Raw genomic sequence first — 18,158 nt, 5'->3', positions numbered from 1 at the left:
AGCACCGACGAAAGGACCCCCGATGGGACACGACCACGACCACGCCGAGCAGGCCGACGGCGGCCACTGTGGCGGCCACTCGCACGCGGCCGCGCCGAGCCACCAGGGCGCCAACCTCCTCGGCCCGTCGGCCGACGAGCTCGCGGAGTGCCCTGTGATGCCCGGCAGCACCGTGATCAAGGCCGACGCCGAGGCCAAGGGCCTGTTCCGCGACTACGCGGGTGAGCGGTACTGGTTCTGCTGCGCGGGGTGCGAAGCCCCGTTCGACGCCGACCCCGCCAAGTACGCGGCGGCGGTCTGACGGACGAACCCGCGGGTTCCGCGGCGGGCCCCCTCGGCCTGCCGCGGAACCCGGCAGGTCGCCGCCTCGCACAGCGCGTCCGACCAACCGGAGATGACACCATGGGCACCATGACCGACACAGGATCCCCTGCCGCGCTCGACGCACGCGGGGAGGGCGACGAGCACGCCCACGGCTACATCACCGACAAGGCGAACTACCTCGCCCGGCTCAAGCGGATCGAGGGGCAGGCCCGCGGGGTCCACCGGATGGTCGACGAGGAGCAGTACTGCATCGACATCCTCACGCAGGTGTCGGCGCTGACCAAGGCGCTCGAGAGCGTCGCGCTGGGTCTCCTGGACGACCACCTCAAGCACTGCGTCGTGGACGCGGCCCGGATGGGTGGTCCCGACGCGGACGCCAAGGTCAAGGAAGCCTCCGACGCGATAGCACGGCTCGTCCGCTCCTGACGGGCCGGGTCACGGCGCCAGGGCGGACGGCATGCCGCTCAGGCGGGCCGACTCGTCCCAGAGCAGGTCGCAGCGCGCGGCGTCGGTAGTGTGCGGGGCCGTGGCGACCGCGGTGCGGCGCACGTAGAACCGCCCGGACACCCCCTCCGTCTCGGTAGAGGTGGCCAGCCAGGCCGGGGTGTCGGCGCCGGCGTCCGGCCCCGGGCTGAACGGGCCGAGCGCTGCGCCGAACAGCTTCAGCGCGCCACGAGCGTCGCGGCCCAGGCCCGTGCCCCGGATGATGCCTGGGTGCACCCCGTTGACGGTGATGCGGGTGCCGGACAGCCGTCGGGCGAGGGCGTGGACGAACATCGCGTTCATGTTCTTGGTCCGCGCGTACGCGACGAAGGGTCGCATGCTCGGCGGCCAGCCGAGGCCGCGCTCCGAGGCGAGGTCGGCCACGTCGACAGGCGTCCGGGCCAGCCCGGTCGGCGACGCGCCCACGACGACGAACCGGGCCGGCCGGCGACCGAGCGGCGCGACGAGCGACCGGAGCAGCAGGTAGGGCGCCAGGTGGTTGACCACCAGCGTCCTGGGCAGGCCGTCGGCCGTGCGGGTGCCGACCGGTGCGACGACGGCGGCGTTGCTGATGACGACGTCCGGCAGCGGGCCCCGGCTCAGCCGGGACGCGAGATCGCGTACCTCGTCGAGGCGGGACAGGTCGGCGCGTTCCTGGCGGAGCTCGGCGTGCGGTACGGCCGTGCGGATCTGGCCGACGGCGTCGTGCAGGCGCTGGTCGCCGCGGCCGACCAGCGTGACCGCACAGCCCTGATCGGCCAGCCGGCGAGCGATCGCGATGCCGATCCCGCCGGTCGCGCCCGTGACGACCGCGTGCTTGTCCATGGGTGCCCTCCTTGTTCGTCTGCGTCCTCCGTGAGGTTGACAGTGTCAACCTAGGTGGCTCAGGTTGACGGCGTCAACCGCATGGTTACGATCGCGGGATGGTGACCGGAACGCGTGAGGCCCTGATCGATGCCGCGGCGCAGCTGCTGGACCACGGTGGTGCGGAGGCGGTGACCCTGCGTGAGGTCGGTCGACGTGCCGGCGTGTCGCACAACGCGCCGTACAAGCACTTCCGCTCGAAGGAGGCGCTGCTGGCGTCCGTGGCGGCCCGGGAGCTGCGCGAGCACAGTCTCGGGCTGTCCGGCGGCTCGCCCGGGGCGACGCTGCGGGCCGCGATGCACGACTACGTCGCGTGGGCGCTCACGTCGCCGGCGCGGTTCAAGCTGGTGTTCGGCGCATGGTCGGTCGAGTCGCCCGACCTCGCCGCCGCTGCGGGGTCGGCACACGCGGTGCTGGTCGACCTGGTCGCCGGGGCGCAGCGTGACGGAGAACTTCCGGCGGGTGACGCGGTGCGGCTGGCGTCCCTGGTGCGCGCGCTCGCGCACGGGGCTGCCGATCTTGCCGCCGCGGGGCATCTCGCTGCCGACGGCAAGGGGAACGCGGATCCGCAGCACCTGGTCGACGACCTCCTGGCCTACCTGCGGACGGTGGCCCAGGCGCCCGGCACGCGGTGAACGGACGTTGCTCGGACCGCTTGACGTGGATACCCCCGAGGGGTATATATGGACTACTGCCGCGCCCTACGGGTGCCACTGCTCAACTCAGGAGCGAATCCATGAACGAACCGCACAACCACCACGCCGGCCGTCCGGTCGTGAGTGATCCGGCGCCGTCGCACGAGGGTGGCCACGGCGAGCACGCGGGTCACAACGAGCACGCGGAGCACGCGGGTCACGGGGGCCACGCCGGGCACGGCGACCACGTGGGCCAGTTCCGCCGGCTGTTCTGGATCATGCTCGTCCTGGCAGTACCGGTCGTCGCGTTCTCCGACATGTTCGCGATGCTCCTCGGCTACCACCTGCCGGACGCGGCCTGGGCGAACGCGATCTCGCCGGTGCTCGGCACGGTCATGTACGTCTGGGGCGGGTGGCCGTTCCTCACGGGGGCGGTCAGCGAGCTCCGGTCCCGCACGCCGGGGATGATGCTGCTCATCGGCCTGGCGATCACCGTCGCTTTCGTCGCCTCCCTGGGCGCGAGCCTCGGCCTGCTGGACCACCAGCTCGACTTCTGGTGGGAGCTGGCGCTCCTGATCGTGATCATGCTGCTCGGCCACTGGATCGAGATGCGATCGCTCGCCCAGACCACGTCGGCCCTCGACTCGCTCGCGGCCCTCCTGCCGGACGAGGCGGAGCGCGTCGACGGCGACCAGATCGTCACCGTCGCACCGGCCGACCTGGTGGTCGGCGACGTCGTCGTCGTGCGACCGGGCGGCAGCATCCCCGCCGACGGCCGCGTCGTCGAGGGCCAGGCCGAGATGGACGAGTCCATGGTGACGGGCGAGTCGCGCACCGTGTCCCGCGGTCACGGGGACGCCGTGACGGCAGGGACGGTCGCCACCGACTCCGGGCTGCGCATCGAGGTGACCGCTACCGGCGACGACACCGCGCTGGCCGGCATCCAGCGCCTCGTCACCGAGGCGCAGAGCTCGTCGTCCCGTGCCCAGCGCCTGGCCGACGTCGCGGCCGGCTGGCTGTTCTGGTTCGCCCTCGGCGCCGCCGCGGTCACCGCGCTGGTCTGGTCGCTCGTCGGGCTCCCGGACGACGCCGTCGTCCGCACCGTCACCGTGCTCGTCATCGCCTGCCCCCACGCCCTCGGGCTGGCCATCCCGCTCGTCGTCTCGATCGCCACCGAGCGGGCCGCGCGCGGCGGCGTGCTGGTCAAGGACCGGCTCGCGCTGGAGAGCATGCGCACCGTGGACACCGTGCTGTTCGACAAGACCGGCACCCTGACCAAGGGCGAGCCCACGGTCGCGGAGGCGCAGCCCGCCGGCGACATCGACGGCGACACGCTCCTGGCGCTCGCCGCGGCCGCGGAGTCGGACAGCGAGCACCCGCTGGCGAAGGCGATCGTGCGCGCTGCCCAGGACCGGGGCCTGACGGTCCCGCAGTCCTCGGGGTTCTCGTCGTCGCCCGCCGTGGGGGTCACCGCGACGGTCGACGGCCGCGAGATCCGCGTCGGCGGGCCGCGCCTGCTCGAGGAGAGCGGGCAGGCCGAGCTCCCCGTCGCCGACACCTGGCGCGACGACGGTGCGATCATCCTGCACGTCCTGCGGGACGGCACGGTCGTCGGCGCGATCAAGCTCGCGGACGAGGTGCGTGCCGAGTCCGCCGACGCGGTCCGGGCGCTGCACGGTCTGGGCGTCCAGGTGGTCATGATCACCGGCGACGCCGAGGCGGTCGCGAGGTCCGTCGCCGACGAGCTGGGCGTCGACCGCTACTTCGCCGGCGTCCGGCCGGAGGACAAGTCGGCCAAGGTCCAACAGCTGCGGGGGGAGGGCCGGAAGGTCGCGATGGTGGGCGACGGCGTGAACGACGCCCCGGCGCTGGCCCAGGCCGACGTCGGCATCGCGATCGGGGCCGGCACGGACGTGGCCATCGCGTCCGCCGGGGTCATCCTCGCCAGCGACGACCCGCGGTCGGTCCTGTCGGTGATCGAGCTGTCGCGCGCCAGCTACCGCAAGATGAAGCAGAACCTGTGGTGGGCCGCGGGCTACAACCTGCTGGCGGTGCCGCTCGCCGCGGGCGTCCTGGCGCCGGTCGGGTTCGTGCTGCCGATGTCGGTAGGCGCCGTGCTGATGTCGCTCTCGACCGTCGTGGTTGCGCTCAACGCCCAGCTGCTGCGCCGGCTCGACCTCCGTCCAGGAGGCCGAACCGGGCAGTGAGCGACTGCGGGACTAGCCCCCGTTCAGGAGCCAGTCGAGGTCGAACGTGGCGAACCGGATGCCGCCGTAGCCCGAGTCGGGCTCATAGAGCAGGCCGACCTTCCCGTCGGGCAGCGTGGCCAGTGTCGAGTAGGCCATGCCGCCCGGCTGGAACACCCGGGACACGGGCCAGGTCCTGCCGTCGTCGTAGCTGACCCGCACGGTGCCGTTGCTGCGCGACGTGGTGGAGGCTGCGTTGGAGAAGAGGAGCACCCTGGCCTCTGCCGAACCGCGAGGCGCGTTCGGGTAGGCGCGCACGATCGAGGCGTTGTTCGTGGGGTCAGGGAGCTCCCGGTCGATCGTCACGCGGCCGTAGGTCACCCCGCCGTCCGCCGAGTAGGCCACCTTGCGGTAGCCCGAACGGGCGGAGTCGCGGGAGTTGAGCATGATGCGCCCGTCGGACAGCTCGACCGTCTTGTTCTCGTCCATGCCGGTGCCGACCGGCTCGCCGACCTGCCAGGTCGTGCCGTGGTCGTCGGAGTAGACCGAGACCGCCTGGAAGACTCCCGCGCCGTTGATGATCGTGTACTGCTGGAGCAGGCGGCCCGCGTGCGGCCCGTACTTGAGCTGGATGCCCTGGCCGGAGGCGGCGAACCGCGAGCGCCAGTCCAGGTCGGCCGTGACATCGGCGGTGATCGTGCGGTGGGTCCAGGTGCGCCCCTCGTCGGTCGACGTCGAGACGTCCGCCTGGATCACACCGCGGTCAGCGGGGTCGACGCCGGGTCGCGAGCCGCCGAATCCCGCGTCGTACGACTTCACGTGGAAGTTGAAGATGTCGCCGGTCTCGCGGTCGACGATGTAGCTCGGGTCGGAGTAGCCCTCGATCGGCGTGGTGGTCTTGCCGGCCGCGACAACCTCCTGCGGGCCCCAGGTGGTGCCGTTGTCCGTGGAGCGGCGCTGCAGGATCGAGTTCGGCCCGGGGGAGTCGGCAGCGGTGGGTCGGCCGTCGTAGGACGCGAGGACGTCACCGCTGTTGGTGACCGTCAGCGCGGGGATCCGGTAGTTGGGAAAGCCGCTCTCGCCGTTGGTCGCCAGCTGCTGCTCGACATAGGTGCCCGGCCCGCCGGCGGGTGGCGCGACGTCGTAGTCGGGCGCGGCCGTCGAGTGGTGGGCGGGTGTCGTGGGGCGAGGGGCTGCGGGGTGCTGCGTGGCCGCAATGGCGGTCCCGCTCATGCCGAGCAGGAGCGCGAGGGCTCCCGCCGTGACCGCGACGCGGGACGCCGGCCTGCGGAGGTGTCCGTTCATGCCGTTCCTTCCGGTGGAGGTGTCGTTTCGGCACGACGGCCGGCCGCAAAAGGTGGCGGAGCGCGGCGACGGTGCCGAACTGGACAGATGACGTCAGATGTCTGACGTCCGGAATGTATCTCTGTCGAGGGAGAGGGGTCAAGAGGGAGCTGGGGGGCTCACGACTGACCGTCGAGTTCGGTCAGTCGATGGACTCCGCCCGCTGGGGGATCCGGTGCAAAGGGCCGACCTTGCCTGAGCCAGTGCCGGTCAGAGGCCCTGCCAGTCGGGCTTGTCGGCGTAGGTCTGGCGGTAGTAGTCGGCGAGCTGGAGGCGGGAGGCCGCCGCGTCGTCGACGAGCACCGTGGCATGCGGGTGCAGCTGCATGATCGTCGCGGGCCACATCGCCGAGACCGGACCCTCGACCAGCTGGTGGACCGCCTCGGCCTTGGCCCGCCCCGAGGCCAGCAGCACCAGGTGCCGCGCCGACATGATCGTCGCCAGCCCCTGGGTCAGGCAGTGCCGCGGCACCTGCTCGACCGACCCACCGAAGAACCGCGCGTTGTCCTCGCGGGTCTGCTTCGTCAGCGTCTTGATCCGGGTACGCGACGCGAGCGAGGAGCCGGGCTCGTTGAACGCGATGTGCCCGTCCGTGCCGATACCCAGCAGCTGCAGGTCCACGCCCCCGGCCTCGGCGATGCTCGCCTCGTACGCGGCGCACGCCGCCGGGAGGTCCTGCGCGAGCCCGTCCGGGCCCTGGACCGCGCCGGGAGCGAAGTCCACCCGGGAGGCGAACTCCCGCTCGATCACGTTGCGGTACCGCTCCGGATGATCCGCAGCCAGGCCCACGTACTCGTCCAGCATGAAGGCGCGGACCCGCGCGAACGAGAGCCCCTCCTGATGCCGGCGCGCCAGCTCGTCGTACACCGCCAGCGGCGACGACCCGGTAGCCAGCCCCAGCACCCTCTCGGGCTTCGCCCGCAGCAGCCCCTCGACGGCATCCGCCGCCAGCCGTGCCAGCTCGCCCGCCGGCGCGATCACAACCTCCATCAGACCCGCTCCTTCTCCTCGGCGTGCACAGCGTCGTCATGCACAGCGTCGTGGCGCACCGCGACCACGTCGCCGGCGGCTGCCGACCGGTAGGCCGCGTCGATCACGGCGAGCGTCGCACGCGCCTCCTCGACCCCGTAGTCGGGCTGCTCGCCGGCCAGCAGGGCGTCGACCACGTGCCGCAGGTAGGCGGCCGCGGCGACCTGGCCGGCGTCGTCGGCGACGGTGGCGCGCCCGGCGCCGCCGAACCGCGCGACGGCGGGCGCGTCGTCGTCGGCCACCGCATGGCCGTGCGACCCGAGCAGCCGCACCGACGACGTGGTGGGCGTCCCGCCGGGCGCGAAGGGAACGCGGCCCAGTGTGATCGTCGCGGTCACCCCGCGTTCCAGCTCCAGCGTGACGACCGCCGTGTCCTCCACGCCTGCCGTCCGGTGCGGTTCCAGGAAGAGCGCGCCGGCGAAGGCGTGCACCTCGACCGGTCGCAGTCCCGTGAGAAACAGCGCCGCGTCTGCGCAGTAGCCCAGAAAGTTGAGCATCTCGCCTCCGCCGGACAGCTGCCGGTCGACCACGAGCTCGGGGCGTTCCACCGACGTGGCGAAGTGGGCGCCCGAGGCGAAGAACTCCAGGTCCAGGTGGCGGGGAAGGCCCACGTGCCCGGCGTCCACCCACGCCCGCAGGCGGCGCAGAGCGGGGGTGTGCGTGCGGTTCACCACGGCGCACGACCGGCCGGACCGCGCCGCGACCGCGACGAGGTGGTCGGCGTCGGCGAGCGTGGTCGCCACCGGTTTGTCGACGACGACGTGGACCCCGGAGTCCAGCAGGGTCGCGGCCAGGCGTGCGTGCCGCGTGGGCTCCGCGCACACGACGACGAGGTCGACCGGGGAGTCGAGCGCCTCGGCCACGGCCGACACGTCGTCGACGACCGCGAACGGTACACGTGCGCGTTCGGCCACGGTGCGGGAGTCCTCGGCGGCTCGGCCGGGGGCTGCTCGTTCCTCCACGAGGCCGACGATCTCGACCCGGCGGTCGGCGGCCAGCAGGGCGAGGTAGTCGGCGGCGTGCCGTACCCCGGATGCGAAGGCGACCCGTACGGCGCTCATGCGGGCACTCCTTCCGGTGCTCGTGCGTACCCCGGCACGTCGGCGACCCGTTCGCGGCGGCCCGAGACCAGGGAGCGTTGCGCGGCGAGCGCTGTCGCGAGCGCGGTGCGCACCTGGGGCGTGGTCACGACCTGCGGCGCGTCGCCGCGGACGACGTCGAGCCAGTGCGCGAGCTGGGCGTGCAGCGCTCCGTCGACGGATGCGGGTGCGACCGTCGCGGCGTCGGAGTGCAGGCCGTCCTCCTCCGCCGTGGTGTGGGCGAGGGTGCCGTCGGTCCCGACCAGCACGATGCGCCGGAACAGCTCGCCGCGACGGCGTAGCGCGTAGCAGAGCTCGAGGGTCGCCAGCGCGCCGGACGCCGTGCGGAGCTGGACATGGAACGAGTCGGGCGACTCCATGTCGGGGGAGAAGGTGCGCAGGCCGCGCGTGAAGACCTCGACGGGCTCGTCGTCGAGCAGCCACACGGCGGCGTCGACGATGTGGGTGCCGTTGTGCACCGGGTGGCCGCCGGACAGCTCGGGGTCGAGCTGCCAGCCACGCCAGCCGCCCGGCCAGGCGTGCCCGGTGTACCAGGAGATGTGGGTCAGGAGCGGTGTGCCGATGTCGCCGTTCCGTGCGGCCCGGGCGAGCGCGGCCACGGCGGGCTGGAACCGCACGGTCTGGCCGACGACGAGCGAGGTGCCGCTGCCCTCGGTCGCCGCGACCATGGCGTCGAGCTGGTCGAGGGTCAGGGCGGCGGGCTTCTCCACCTGAACGTGCTTGCCGGCGCGGCCTGCCGCGACGGTATCGCGGGCGTGGGCGGGTGTCGCGGTGACGACGTCCACGGCCGACACGTCGTCGTCGGACAGTGCGTCGTCGAGGTCGGTCGTGGCGCGTGCTCCGGGGACCAGGGCTGCGAGGGCCGCCGCGCGGTGGCGGTCGTGACCGACCACCCAGCGCACGGAGGCGTCCGGCAGCTCCGCCAGGGTCGTGAGGTGCTCGCGGGCGAACGCGCCGGTACCGACGACCGCGAGGCCGACCGGGGCGCGAGCGCGGCGTCGCACCCCGCTCACGCGGTCTTCCCCTCGAGCGCGCGGTCGATCGGCTCGTAGTGGGAGAGCACCGCGGTGCGGAACGCCTCGACGTCGCCCGCCTCGGCCGCGGAGATCATCTCGCCGTGTGCGCGCGCCGTCTGGACGAGGTCCGCGGCGACGGAGATGCCCAGCTTGGGGATCACCGCCGTGTGGACGTCCCAGAACGCGGCGACGAGCTGGCCCACGAGCGAGTTGTCGAGGCGGGCGAGCAGCCCGGTGTGGAACGCGCGGTCCTGGGTGGCGAAGCTGCGGCTCTGGCCGGCGGCCGCCACCATCTCGTCGACGAGCGCGTGCAGGTCCCGGTTGCTGGTACCGGCGAGGCTGTCGACGATGCGCTCGGCCATCGCCAGGTCGAGGGCCTGCCGGACCTCGACCACGTCCCGCAGTGCCCGCAGGTCGTCGCCAGGGCTCAGCACGCCGCGGAAGACGAGCGACTCGACGAGCGCGTCGAGCGACATGTGGCCCACGAAGGTTCCGTGTCCGTGCCGGACCTCCACGATGTCCAGTGTCGAGAGCGTGCGGATGGCTTCGCGCACGCTCGAGCGGGACACGGCGAGCCGTTCGCACAGCGCCGTCTCCGTGGGCAGCGGGTCGCCCGGTCGCAAGCCCTCGCCCAGGATGAAGTCCTTGATCTGGTCGGCGGTCGTGGTCCGCCGTGGGGTGGCCGTCATGGTGGTTCGTGTCTCGGTCCCCGTCGATCCGGGTGCGGTGGTGTCCCGCGGTGTCGCCATCTTGACCCCTTCGGTTTCTGGTCCTAGTGTCATGCTACACAACATCAGACATCAGATGTCCTCCCTCTCCGCAGAGGTTCGAGGAGGTCTGATCCGACTGTTCTGATCCCACTGTCAGGAGAATCAATGACGCTTCATGTCAGCTCACCTCCCCGGCGTCGCACCGTCGCGACCGCCGCGGCAGGCCTGGTCGTGGCCCTCGGCCTCGCCGCCTGCTCGGGCGGCGGCACCGCGCAGGGCCCGGCCGGGGACGGAGCCGTCCCCGGCGAGGTCGACCAGGACGCGGTGATCGAGGCCGGCATCTCGTACTCCCTCTCGGGTGGTTTCGACCCGATGACCACCACCGGTGCCGTGACAGTAGCGGCGAACTGGCACGTGTTCGAGGGACTCACCGAGCTCGACCCCGCGACGCGTGACGTCTACGCGGCGCTCGGCGCCGACCTGCCGCAGCAGGTCGACGACACCCACTACGAGGTCGACCTGCGTGACGGCGCCGTGTTCCACGACGGCAGCCCGGTCACGACGGACGACGTCGTCTACAGCTTCGAGCGGGTGCTCGACCCCGAGAGCGAGTCCCTCTACGCGGAGTTCGTCGACTTCGTCGACACGGTCACCGCCGTCGACGACGACACGGTGTCCATCGAGCTCAAGTACCCGTTCAGCCTCGTGGCCGAGCGGCTGTCCGCGGTCAAGATCGTGCCCGAGAAGCTCGTCGAGGCCGACTACGAGGCGTTCAACGCCCTGCCCGTCGGCACCGGCCCGTTCACGATCACCCACGCGGCCCCCGACGACAAGATCACCTTCGAACGCTTCGACGACTACACCGGGCCCCGCCCGGCGCAGGCCGCCGGCCTCGTCTGGAACCTCCTGTCCGACCCCGCCGCACGCGTCACAGCGATGAGCTCCGGCACGGTGGCCGCCATCGAGGACGTCCCCTACATCGACCTGCCGACGCTCGAGGGCACGTCCGACGTCGAGTCGGTCCAGTCCTTCGGCACGCTCTTCATGATGTTCAACACCGACAAGGAGCCGTTCGACGACGTGCGGGTCCGGCAGGCGCTCCTCTACGCGCTCGACATGGACGCCCTCATCGAGACCGGGCTCCTGGGCAACGGTGCGGCCGCGACCAGCTTCCTGCCCGAGAACCACCCCAACTACCACGCGGCGTCGACCACCTACGCCTACGACCCGGCAAAGGCGAAGCAGCTGCTCGCCGACGCCGGCGTCAAGGACCTCTCCATCGACCTGCTGACCACCGACACCGGCTGGGTCGCCGACCTCGCACCCCTGATCAAGGAGAACCTCGACGCCATCGGCGTCGACACCACCCTCGACATCGGTCAGTCCGGCGGCCAGTACACCAAGGTCGACGACGGCGACCTCGACGTCATGGTCGCTCCCGGCGACCCGTCGGTCTTCGGCAACGACCCGGACCTGCTCATGCGCTGGTGGTACGGCGACAACGTCTGGTCGCAGTCCCGCTACCGCTGGGACGACGACCCGCGGTTCGCCGAGCTGCAGGACCTGCTGGACCAGGCCGTGCGCACCTCCGGCGACGAGCAGCAGGAGCTCTGGAACCAGGCGTTCGACCTCGTGTCCGAGGAGGTCCCGCTGTACCCGCTGCTGCACCGCAGCCTGCCCACCGCCTGGGACGGCTCGCGCCTGTCCGGGTTCCAGCCCCTGCCCGTGACCGGCCTGTCGTTCCTCGACGTCGGTCAGGTCGGCTGACGCACGCCTGACACCCGTACCGCCCCCGGTCCTCCCGCCCACGTGGCGGGAGGACCGGGACACCAGAACGGACGCACCATGCCCCGTACCACCACCGACGGAGGACCCCGGTGAACGCGCTCCTGCGGCTCGTCGGCCGCCGCCTCCTCCAGCTGCCGATCATGATCCTCGGCATCACGTTCCTCGTGTTCGTCGTGATGTCGTTCTCCAAGGTCGACCCGGCCATCCAAGCCCTCGGCGAGGGGGCCTCGGTCGAGGCGCGCGAGGCCTACCGCGACGCCCACGGGCTCGACGACCCGCTGCTCGTGCGGTACCTCGGCTTTCTCGGCGGGCTCCTGCGCGGCGACCTCGGCACCTTCAGCGCCCGGCAGACCCCCGTCGCCGACGAGGTGGTGCGCGCCCTGCCGATCACCCTCGAGCTGACGTTCATCGGGCTCGCCGTCGCAGCGCTCCTCGCCCTGCTGCTCGGCGTCGTCGCCGCGCTCTTCCGCGACCGCTGGCCCGACAAGGCGATCCGCGTCCTCTCGGTCGCGTCCCTCGCCACGCCGTCGTTCTGGCTGGCCGTCCTGCTCATCCAGGCCGTCACGCTCGGCACGGGGGCGCTGCCCGCCAGCGGCCCCCTGCCCGACCCCGGCGTCGACCTGGCCGGCTACCTCGCCCGTATGGCCCTGCCGGCGCTCGCGCTCGCGGTCCCCGTGGTGGGCCAGCTCACCCGCGTGGTGCGGACCTCCGTCGTCGAGGAGCTCGACAAGGACTACGTGCGCACCGCCATCGGCGCGGGCCTCCCGCGGCACGTGGTCGTCGGGCGCAACGTGCTGCGCAACGCGCTCATCACCCCCATCACCGTCCTCGGGCTGCGGGTCGGCTACCTCATCGGCGGCGCTGTGGTCATCGAGGTCATCTTCGCCCTGCCGGGCATGGGCACCCTCATCCTCAACGGCGTCACCAACAACGAGCCGAACCTCGTGCAGGGCGTGACCCTCGCGGTCGCCCTCGCGTTCGTGCTGGTGAACATCGTCGTCGACATGCTCTACGTACTCGTCAACCCACGAATCAGGACGGTGTGACGTGCGACGACACCTCACGGAACGACTCTCGGAGCCGGCCCTGCGCCTCCGTGCCCTGCCGGCCGGGTCCAAGGTCTCCCTCGCGTTCGTGCTCCTCGTGGTGTTGGCCGCGGCCTTCGCCCCGCTCGTCGCGGTGCACGACCCGCTCACCACCGGCACCCCCGTGCAGGCCCCGGGCAGCGAGTACTGGTTCGGCACCGACCGCCAGGGCCGCGACGTCTTCGCCCGCGTGGTGTACGGCGCCCGGTACTCCCTCGTCATCGGGCTCGGCGCCACGGCCATCGCGCTGGCCGCCGCCGCGGTGCTCGGCTCGATCGCCGCGACGGCGACCAAGGCCGTCTCCGAGACCCTGATGCGGGTGCTCGACATCATCATGTCCTTCCCGGGCATCGCCCTGGCCGCCGTCTTCGTCTCGGTGTTCGGGCGCTCGCTGCCGGTCCTCGTGCTGACGATCGCGTTCCTGTACACGCCCCAGCTCACCCGCGTGGTGCGGGCCAACGTGCTGGACCAGTACGGCGAGGACTACGTGGCAGCGACGCGCGTCATGGGTGCGCGGACCTGGTGGATCCTCGCGCGGCACGTGGCACGCAACTGCGCCGCGCCGGTGCTGGTGTTCACCACCGTCCTGGTCGCCGACGCGATCATCTTCGAGGCGTCGCTCTCCTTCATCCAGGCGGGCGTGCCCGACCCCGAGCCGTCCTGGGGCAACGTCATCGCCGCCGGCCGGGACCTCGTCATGGGCGGCTACTGGTGGGCGACGTTCTTCCCCGGCGCGGCCATCATGCTCACGGTCCTGTGCCTGAACGTCCTGTCCGAAGGCCTGACCGACTCGATGGTCGCCGCGCCACGTGCCGGCCGTGCGGCACGGGCGGACGCCGCAGCGGACAGCGCCGCCGTGCCCGAGGTCGAGGACGTCGACCCCGACGTCACGCCCGCCGAGCCCGCTGTGCCCCTCGCGAGCCGCCTGGCGATGCTCCGTGCCGCCGAGGAGCTGCGCACCGACCGGCCGGTCCACGACGGCGAGACGGCTCCGCTGCTCGAGGTGCGCAACCTCTCGATCCGGTTCCCCGAGCGGCACGGCGACGTCGCCGTCGTCGACGACGTGTCCTTCTCCGTCCGCCCGGGCGAGACGATGGCACTCGTCGGCGAGTCCGGCTGCGGCAAGTCGATCACGTCGCTCGCGGTCATGGGGCTGCTCGACTCGTCGGCCCAGGTCAGCGGTCAGATCCTGTACCGCGGCCGGGACCTGCTCACGATGTCGCCGAGCGAGCGGGCGGCACTGCGGGGCACCGAGACCGCGATGATCTACCAGGACGCGCTGAGCTCGCTCAACCCGTCGATGCTCGTGCGGGCGCAGCTGAAGCAGCTCACCCGGCGCGGCGGGACGCGCACGGCCGAGGATCTGCTGGAGCTGGTCGGCCTCGACCCGGAGCGCACCCTGAAGAGCTACCCGCACGAGCTGTCCGGCGGACAGCGCCAGCGGGTGCTCATCGCGATGGCCCTCACCCGTGACCCGAGCCTGATCATCGCCGACGAGCCGACCACCGCCTTGGACGTGACCGTCCAGGCACAGGTGGTCGAGCTGCTCGACGACCTGCGCGAAAAGCTCGGCTTCGCCATGGTGTTCGTCAGCCACGACCTCGCGCTCGTCGCCGAGATCGCGCACCGGATCACCGTCATGTACGCGGGCCAGGTGGTCGAGCAGGCGCCGACCCGCGAGCTGCTCCTCGATCCGCGGCACGAGTACACCCAGGGCCTGCTCGGCGCGGTGCTGTCGATCGAGTCCCGGTCGACCCGGCTGCACCAGATCCCCGGCACCGTCCCCACCCCACGCGACTTCCCGGCCGGCGACCGGTTCGCCCCGCGCTCGTCGCACCCGGAGCGGGGACTCGGCGTGCGCCCCGTGCTGCGCGCGCTCTACGGGGCACCGGACCACCTCGTCGCCTCGCCCGGCGCCCCCACCACGATCGGAGCACAGCGATGAGCGGCACCACCACGCCAGGCACACCGGCCAGGCCCGACCGGCCCGTCGTGGAGCTGCGCGACGTGCACGTCGTCTTCAAGGCACGTACCGGCACCCTCTTCCGGGCGAACCGGGTGCACGCCGTCGACGACGTGTCGGTGCAGGTGCGCCGCGGCCGCACCCTCGGGATCGTGGGAGAGTCCGGTTCGGGCAAGTCCACCATGGCCAAGGTGCTGGTCGGCCTGCAGGTACCGACCTCGGGCGAGGTCCGCTTCCGCGGCGCCGCGGTGCGCTCCTCCACACCCCGCGTACGTCGGGAGATCGGCAGGGTCGTCTCGGTCGTCTTCCAGGACCCGGCCACCGCGCTCAACGCCCGCATGCGGGTGCGCGAAGCCCTGCGCGACCCGCTCGACGTGCACGACGTCGGCACACCGGCGTCCAGGACCGCCCGGGTGCGCGAGCTCACGCACCTCGTGGGTCTGCCGTCGTCGGTGCTCGACGCGCTCCCCGGCCAGCTCTCGGGCGGTCAGCGCCAGCGGGTGGCGATCGCCCGGGCGCTCGCGCTCGAGCCGGACGTGATCGTCGCCGACGAGCCGACGTCCGCGCTCGACGTCTCCGTCCGCGCGCAGATCCTCAACCTGCTCGCCGACCTCAAGCACGACCTGGGCCTCGGCATGGTCTTCATCTCCCACGACATCCAGACCGTGCGCCACGTCTCCGACGAGATCGTGGTCATGCGCTCGGGCCGAATCGTCGAGTCCGGACCGGCGGCGCAGGTCCTGGACGACCCGCGGCACGAGTACACGCGCACGCTGCTCGCCGCGGCGCCCGCCCTCCTCTGAGACAGCCCGTCTCACCCCTGGCCTCAGGCCGGACCACCTCAGCACCAGAACCGGAGCCTCACGTGACCACGCCCCTCTTCCGCGGGATCGTCCCGCCCGTCCTGACTCCCCTCACCGCCGGCGGTGAGGTGGACGTGGCGTCCCTGGACCGCCTCGTGCGGCACCTCGTCGAACGCGGCGTGCACGGCGTGTTCGTGCTCGGCTCGACCGGCGAGGTCGCCTACCTCACCGACGCCCAGCGCGACCTCGTGGTGCGGACCGTCGTGGGGGCGGCCGACGGCCGGGTGCCGGTCCTCGGCGGCGCGATCGACCTCACGACCGCGCGCGTGATCGAGCAGGCGCGTGCTCTGGTCGGAGCCGGCGTGGACGCCGTCGTCGCGACACCGCCCGTGTACGCGATCAACGACACCGACGAGATCGAACGGCACCTGCGCGCGGTCGCGGCGGCGGTGCAGGTGCCGCTGTTCGCCTACGACATCCCCGTCCGCGTGCGGACCAAGCTGCCGGTCGACCTGATGGTGCGCCTCGGCACCGACGGCGTGCTCGCGGGGGTCAAGGACTCCTCGGGCGACGACGTGGCGTTCCGGCGCCTGGTCGCGGCGAACGCCGCCGCCGGGTCGCCGCTCGCGCTGTTCACCGGCCACGAGGTGGTCGTCGACGGCATGCTCCTGCTCGGCGCCGACGGCGTCGTGCCGGGCCTCGGCAACGTGGACCCCGCCGGGTACGTCCGGCTGTGGGACCTGGCACAGGCGGGCAAGTGGGAGGACGCGCGCAAGGAGCAGGAGCGGCTGGCCGCCCTGTTCGAGATCGTCTTCCAGGCGCACGGCCGGTCCGGCGACGCGGCGGGGGTGGGTGCCTTCAAGGTGGCCGTGCAGCGCCAGGGACTCATCGACACTGCCGCGCTGTCGTTCCCGCTCCAGGCACTCGACGGCGACGTCGCCGACCGGATCGAGGCGATCACCCGTGAGGCGGGGCTCCTGCATGGCTGAGACGCCGGTGCGTCCGGCGGTGACCGGTCGGGTCGTCGTCGGGGTGGACCTCGGCGGGACGAAGATCGCGGCGGCCACGGTCGGTGCGGACGGCGGGTGGGGGACGGTACACACGACCCCCACCCCGGCGAGCGCCGGCCCGGACGCAGTGCTCGACGCCGTCGCCACGCTGGTGCGGACCGTGACGGCCGACGCAGCGGCGTGCCCGTCGACCGTGCTCGGCGCCGTGGGCATCGGCACGGCCGGGGTCGTGGACGTGGTGGGCGGCACGATCGTCTCCGCCACGGACACGTTCCCACACTGGCGCGGGACCGACGTGGCCGGCGGGGTCGGCGACCGCCTGACCGTGCGGGGGACCGCGCCGGTGCCAGTGTTCGTCGAGAACGACGTCGACGCCCACGCTGCCGGCGAGTCCTGGCGAGGTGCCGCCGCCGGGGCCCGCAGCGCGCTGCTCGTGGCTGTCGGCACCGGTGTCGGCGGGGCGGTCGTGCTCGACGGACGCCCCCTGCGCGGCGCCCACCACCTGGCGGGCGAGCTGGGCCACATGCCGGTACCGGGCGCCGAGGGCCTGCTGTGCCCGTGCGGCCGCACCGGCCACCTCGAGGCCGTCGCGGCGGGCCCGGCGATCCACCGCCGCTACCTGGCGCTCGGCGGCGACCCGGCCGCGAAGGACGCCCGCGACGTCGTCGCGAGGGCGCAGCGGGACGACGGCCTGGCCGACCGGGCGGTGCGCGAGTCGGCGACGGCGCTCGGGCGCGCGATCGCCGGCGTCGTGACCGTGCTGGACCCGGAGATCGTCGTCGTCGGCGGAGGGGTCGCCGGCTCGGGGGACGCCTGGTGGTCGGCGCTCGACCGGTCGCTGCGTGCCGAGGTCGTCGACGTGCTCGCTGGCCTACCGGTGCGCCGAGCGGCGCTCGGCGGCGCGGCGGCGATCGTCGGTTCCGCGCGCGGCGCGTGGGACCTGCTGGACCGAACGGAGAGGACGGTATGACCGAGGACGGTATGACCGGAGGACGCAGGACACCGGTCCGCCCCCCGGAGGAGCGCACGCCCGGGGAGGCGCGCTCCGCCGCCGACCGGGACCACGCGCGCGTGCTGGACGCGATGCGCGGGCGCCTGACGGTCTCGTGCCAGGCGTACCCCGGAGAGCCGATGCGTGACCCGCGCACTACCGCTCAGGTCGCCCGGTCCGTGGTCGCCGGCGGCGCGGCGGCCGTGCGCGTGCAGGGCCCCGAGGACATCGCCGCGGTCCGCGCCGTCGTCGACGTCCCCGTCGTGGGCCTGTGGAAGGACGGCGCCGACGGAGTCTTCATCACGCCCACGCTCCGCCATGCGCTCGCGGTGGCGGACGCCGGGGCGCACGTCGTGGCGCTGGACGGGACCCGCCGTCCGCGGCCGGACGGGCGCACCCTCGCCGAGACGGTGGCCGGGCTGCGCGCGGCGGCCGACGTGCTGATCATGGCCGACTGCGGTTCGCTCGACGACGCGCGCGCCGCGCAGGACGCCGGCGTCGACCTGCTCGGGACGACCCTCGGCGGTTACACGGGCGAGCGCCCGAGGACCGACGGCCCCGACCTCGAGCTCGTCGACGAGATGGTCGCGGCCTGCTCGCTCCCCGTGGTCGTCGAGGGGCGCGTGCACACGCCTGCGCAGGCGGCGGCTGCCATGGCACGCGGCGCGTTCAGCGTCTGCGTGGGCACGGCCATCACCCACCCCACGACGCTCACCTCGTGGTTCGTGTCAGTCATAGGTTCTGATCAAACGGTTGACCGGGACGACCGAGTTCCCTAGCCTGACCGACGGCGCGCTGGGCGCCGTGCACCTCCGGAGTCAAGGGAG

17 protein-coding genes are annotated in these 18,158 nt (G+C 72.8%); 11 read left to right on the top strand and 6 right to left on the bottom strand.

The window, feature by feature from the left end; translation table 11 throughout:
• The first annotated feature begins 22 nt into the window (after nt 1–22).
• Both ACFSL2_RS05160 and ACFSL2_RS05155 read left to right on the top strand, forming a co-directional pair.
• Entirely contained in the window at nt 23–301 is a 279-nt protein-coding gene (locus ACFSL2_RS05160) for a YHS domain-containing protein (RefSeq protein WP_377196817.1), read from the top strand.
• A 110-nt stretch (nt 302–411) separates the two neighbouring features.
• The gene (locus ACFSL2_RS05155) at nt 412–750 is read left to right on the top strand and encodes a metal-sensitive transcriptional regulator (protein ID WP_377196816.1); all 339 of its coding nucleotides are present in this window, start codon (nt 412–414) and stop codon (nt 748–750) included.
• 9 nt (nt 751–759) lie between these two features.
• Here the strand turns inward: ACFSL2_RS05155 and ACFSL2_RS05150 are convergent, their stop codons facing one another.
• On the bottom strand, nt 760–1,632 hold the full coding sequence (locus tag ACFSL2_RS05150; RefSeq protein ID WP_377196815.1) for an SDR family NAD(P)-dependent oxidoreductase: 873 nt from the start codon (nt 1,630–1,632) through the stop codon (nt 760–762).
• A gap of 98 nt (nt 1,633–1,730) precedes the next feature.
• Here ACFSL2_RS05150 and ACFSL2_RS05145 point away from each other — a divergent pair, with 98 nt between their 5' ends.
• Nucleotides 1,731–2,306: a TetR/AcrR family transcriptional regulator gene (locus tag ACFSL2_RS05145; protein ID WP_377196814.1), complete on the top strand. Its 576-nt coding sequence runs from the start codon at nt 1,731–1,733 to the stop codon at nt 2,304–2,306.
• Nucleotides 2,307–2,407: 101 nt separating this feature from the next.
• Nucleotides 2,408–4,513: a heavy metal translocating P-type ATPase gene (locus ACFSL2_RS05140; RefSeq protein WP_377196813.1), complete on the top strand. Its 2,106-nt coding sequence runs from the start codon at nt 2,408–2,410 to the stop codon at nt 4,511–4,513.
• A 12-nt stretch (nt 4,514–4,525) separates the two neighbouring features.
• Here the strand turns inward: ACFSL2_RS05140 and ACFSL2_RS05135 are convergent, their stop codons facing one another.
• The 5 genes from ACFSL2_RS05135 to ACFSL2_RS05115 form a co-directional block, all read right to left on the bottom strand.
• The gene (locus tag ACFSL2_RS05135) at nt 4,526–5,797 is read right to left on the bottom strand and encodes a sialidase family protein (RefSeq protein WP_377196812.1); all 1,272 of its coding nucleotides are present in this window, start codon (nt 5,795–5,797) and stop codon (nt 4,526–4,528) included.
• A gap of 249 nt (nt 5,798–6,046) precedes the next feature.
• The gene (nagB, locus tag ACFSL2_RS05130) at nt 6,047–6,826 is read right to left on the bottom strand and encodes a glucosamine-6-phosphate deaminase (RefSeq protein ID WP_377196811.1); all 780 of its coding nucleotides are present in this window, start codon (nt 6,824–6,826) and stop codon (nt 6,047–6,049) included.
• Complete coding sequence (locus ACFSL2_RS05125; protein WP_377196810.1) at nt 6,826–7,926, bottom strand: Gfo/Idh/MocA family protein; 1,101 nt, start codon at nt 7,924–7,926, stop codon at nt 6,826–6,828. The genes nagB and ACFSL2_RS05125 overlap by 1 nt, the downstream gene beginning before the upstream one ends.
• The gene (locus tag ACFSL2_RS05120; protein ID WP_377196809.1) at nt 7,923–8,978 is read right to left on the bottom strand and encodes a Gfo/Idh/MocA family protein; all 1,056 of its coding nucleotides are present in this window, start codon (nt 8,976–8,978) and stop codon (nt 7,923–7,925) included. Before ACFSL2_RS05120 ends, ACFSL2_RS05125 begins: the two co-directional genes overlap by 4 nt.
• On the bottom strand, nt 8,975–9,730 hold the full coding sequence (locus ACFSL2_RS05115; protein ID WP_377196808.1) for a FadR/GntR family transcriptional regulator: 756 nt from the start codon (nt 9,728–9,730) through the stop codon (nt 8,975–8,977). The genes ACFSL2_RS05120 and ACFSL2_RS05115 overlap by 4 nt, the downstream gene beginning before the upstream one ends.
• Before the next feature lie 126 nt (nt 9,731–9,856).
• Between ACFSL2_RS05115 and ACFSL2_RS05110 the strand changes: the two genes are divergently transcribed.
• The 7 genes from ACFSL2_RS05110 (at nt 9,857) to ACFSL2_RS05080 (ending at nt 18,110) form a co-directional block, all read left to right on the top strand.
• The gene (locus ACFSL2_RS05110) at nt 9,857–11,458 is read left to right on the top strand and encodes an ABC transporter substrate-binding protein (RefSeq protein WP_377196807.1); all 1,602 of its coding nucleotides are present in this window, start codon (nt 9,857–9,859) and stop codon (nt 11,456–11,458) included.
• Nucleotides 11,459–11,568: 110 nt separating this feature from the next.
• The gene (locus tag ACFSL2_RS05105) at nt 11,569–12,525 is read left to right on the top strand and encodes an ABC transporter permease (RefSeq protein WP_377196806.1); all 957 of its coding nucleotides are present in this window, start codon (nt 11,569–11,571) and stop codon (nt 12,523–12,525) included.
• 1 nt (nt 12,526) lies between these two features.
• The gene (locus ACFSL2_RS05100; protein WP_377196805.1) at nt 12,527–14,509 is read left to right on the top strand and encodes a dipeptide/oligopeptide/nickel ABC transporter permease/ATP-binding protein; all 1,983 of its coding nucleotides are present in this window, start codon (nt 12,527–12,529) and stop codon (nt 14,507–14,509) included.
• Nucleotides 14,506–15,330, top strand: coding sequence for an ABC transporter ATP-binding protein (locus tag ACFSL2_RS05095; protein WP_377196804.1), 825 nt, complete (start codon nt 14,506–14,508; stop codon nt 15,328–15,330). Before ACFSL2_RS05100 ends, ACFSL2_RS05095 begins: the two co-directional genes overlap by 4 nt.
• A 62-nt stretch (nt 15,331–15,392) precedes the next feature.
• Complete coding sequence (locus ACFSL2_RS05090; RefSeq protein WP_377196803.1) at nt 15,393–16,319, top strand: dihydrodipicolinate synthase family protein; 927 nt, start codon at nt 15,393–15,395, stop codon at nt 16,317–16,319.
• The gene (locus ACFSL2_RS05085) at nt 16,312–17,310 is read left to right on the top strand and encodes an ROK family protein (RefSeq protein ID WP_377196802.1); all 999 of its coding nucleotides are present in this window, start codon (nt 16,312–16,314) and stop codon (nt 17,308–17,310) included. The genes ACFSL2_RS05090 and ACFSL2_RS05085 overlap by 8 nt, the downstream gene beginning before the upstream one ends.
• Nucleotides 17,307–18,110, top strand: a complete 804-nt coding sequence (locus ACFSL2_RS05080) for an N-acetylmannosamine-6-phosphate 2-epimerase (protein ID WP_377196801.1) — start codon at nt 17,307–17,309, stop codon at nt 18,108–18,110. The genes ACFSL2_RS05085 and ACFSL2_RS05080 overlap by 4 nt, the downstream gene beginning before the upstream one ends.
• Nucleotides 18,111–18,158: the final 48 nt, after the last annotated feature.

This window comes from Promicromonospora aerolata, assembly GCF_042682255.1.
GTDB lineage: Bacteria > Actinomycetota > Actinomycetes > Actinomycetales > Cellulomonadaceae > Promicromonospora > Promicromonospora aerolata.
This window is presented reverse-complemented; position numbering and strand designations above follow the sequence as displayed.

What these genes read in the sequence shown, in the direction of transcription:
- ACFSL2_RS05080 (WP_377196801.1), top strand. Translation starts at nt 17,307, where the DNA reads ATGACCGAGGACGGTATGACCGGAGGACGCAGGACACCGGTCCGCCCC.
- nagB (WP_377196811.1), bottom strand. Translation starts at nt 6,826, where the DNA reads ATGGAGGTTGTGATCGCGCCGGCGGGCGAGCTGGCACGGCTGGCGGCG.
- ACFSL2_RS05155 (WP_377196816.1), top strand. Translation starts at nt 412, where the DNA reads ATGACCGACACAGGATCCCCTGCCGCGCTCGACGCACGCGGGGAGGGC.
- ACFSL2_RS05145 (WP_377196814.1), top strand. Translation starts at nt 1,731, where the DNA reads ATGGTGACCGGAACGCGTGAGGCCCTGATCGATGCCGCGGCGCAGCTG.
- ACFSL2_RS05150 (WP_377196815.1), bottom strand. Translation starts at nt 1,632, where the DNA reads ATGGACAAGCACGCGGTCGTCACGGGCGCGACCGGCGGGATCGGCATC.
- ACFSL2_RS05110 (WP_377196807.1), top strand. Translation starts at nt 9,857, where the DNA reads ATGACGCTTCATGTCAGCTCACCTCCCCGGCGTCGCACCGTCGCGACC.
- ACFSL2_RS05160 (WP_377196817.1), top strand. Translation starts at nt 23, where the DNA reads ATGGGACACGACCACGACCACGCCGAGCAGGCCGACGGCGGCCACTGT.
- ACFSL2_RS05115 (WP_377196808.1), bottom strand. Translation starts at nt 9,730, where the DNA reads ATGGCGACACCGCGGGACACCACCGCACCCGGATCGACGGGGACCGAG.
- ACFSL2_RS05085 (WP_377196802.1), top strand. Translation starts at nt 16,312, where the DNA reads ATGGCTGAGACGCCGGTGCGTCCGGCGGTGACCGGTCGGGTCGTCGTC.
- ACFSL2_RS05095 (WP_377196804.1), top strand. Translation starts at nt 14,506, where the DNA reads ATGAGCGGCACCACCACGCCAGGCACACCGGCCAGGCCCGACCGGCCC.
- ACFSL2_RS05125 (WP_377196810.1), bottom strand. Translation starts at nt 7,926, where the DNA reads ATGAGCGCCGTACGGGTCGCCTTCGCATCCGGGGTACGGCACGCCGCC.
- ACFSL2_RS05135 (WP_377196812.1), bottom strand. Translation starts at nt 5,797, where the DNA reads ATGAACGGACACCTCCGCAGGCCGGCGTCCCGCGTCGCGGTCACGGCG.
- ACFSL2_RS05140 (WP_377196813.1), top strand. Translation starts at nt 2,408, where the DNA reads ATGAACGAACCGCACAACCACCACGCCGGCCGTCCGGTCGTGAGTGAT.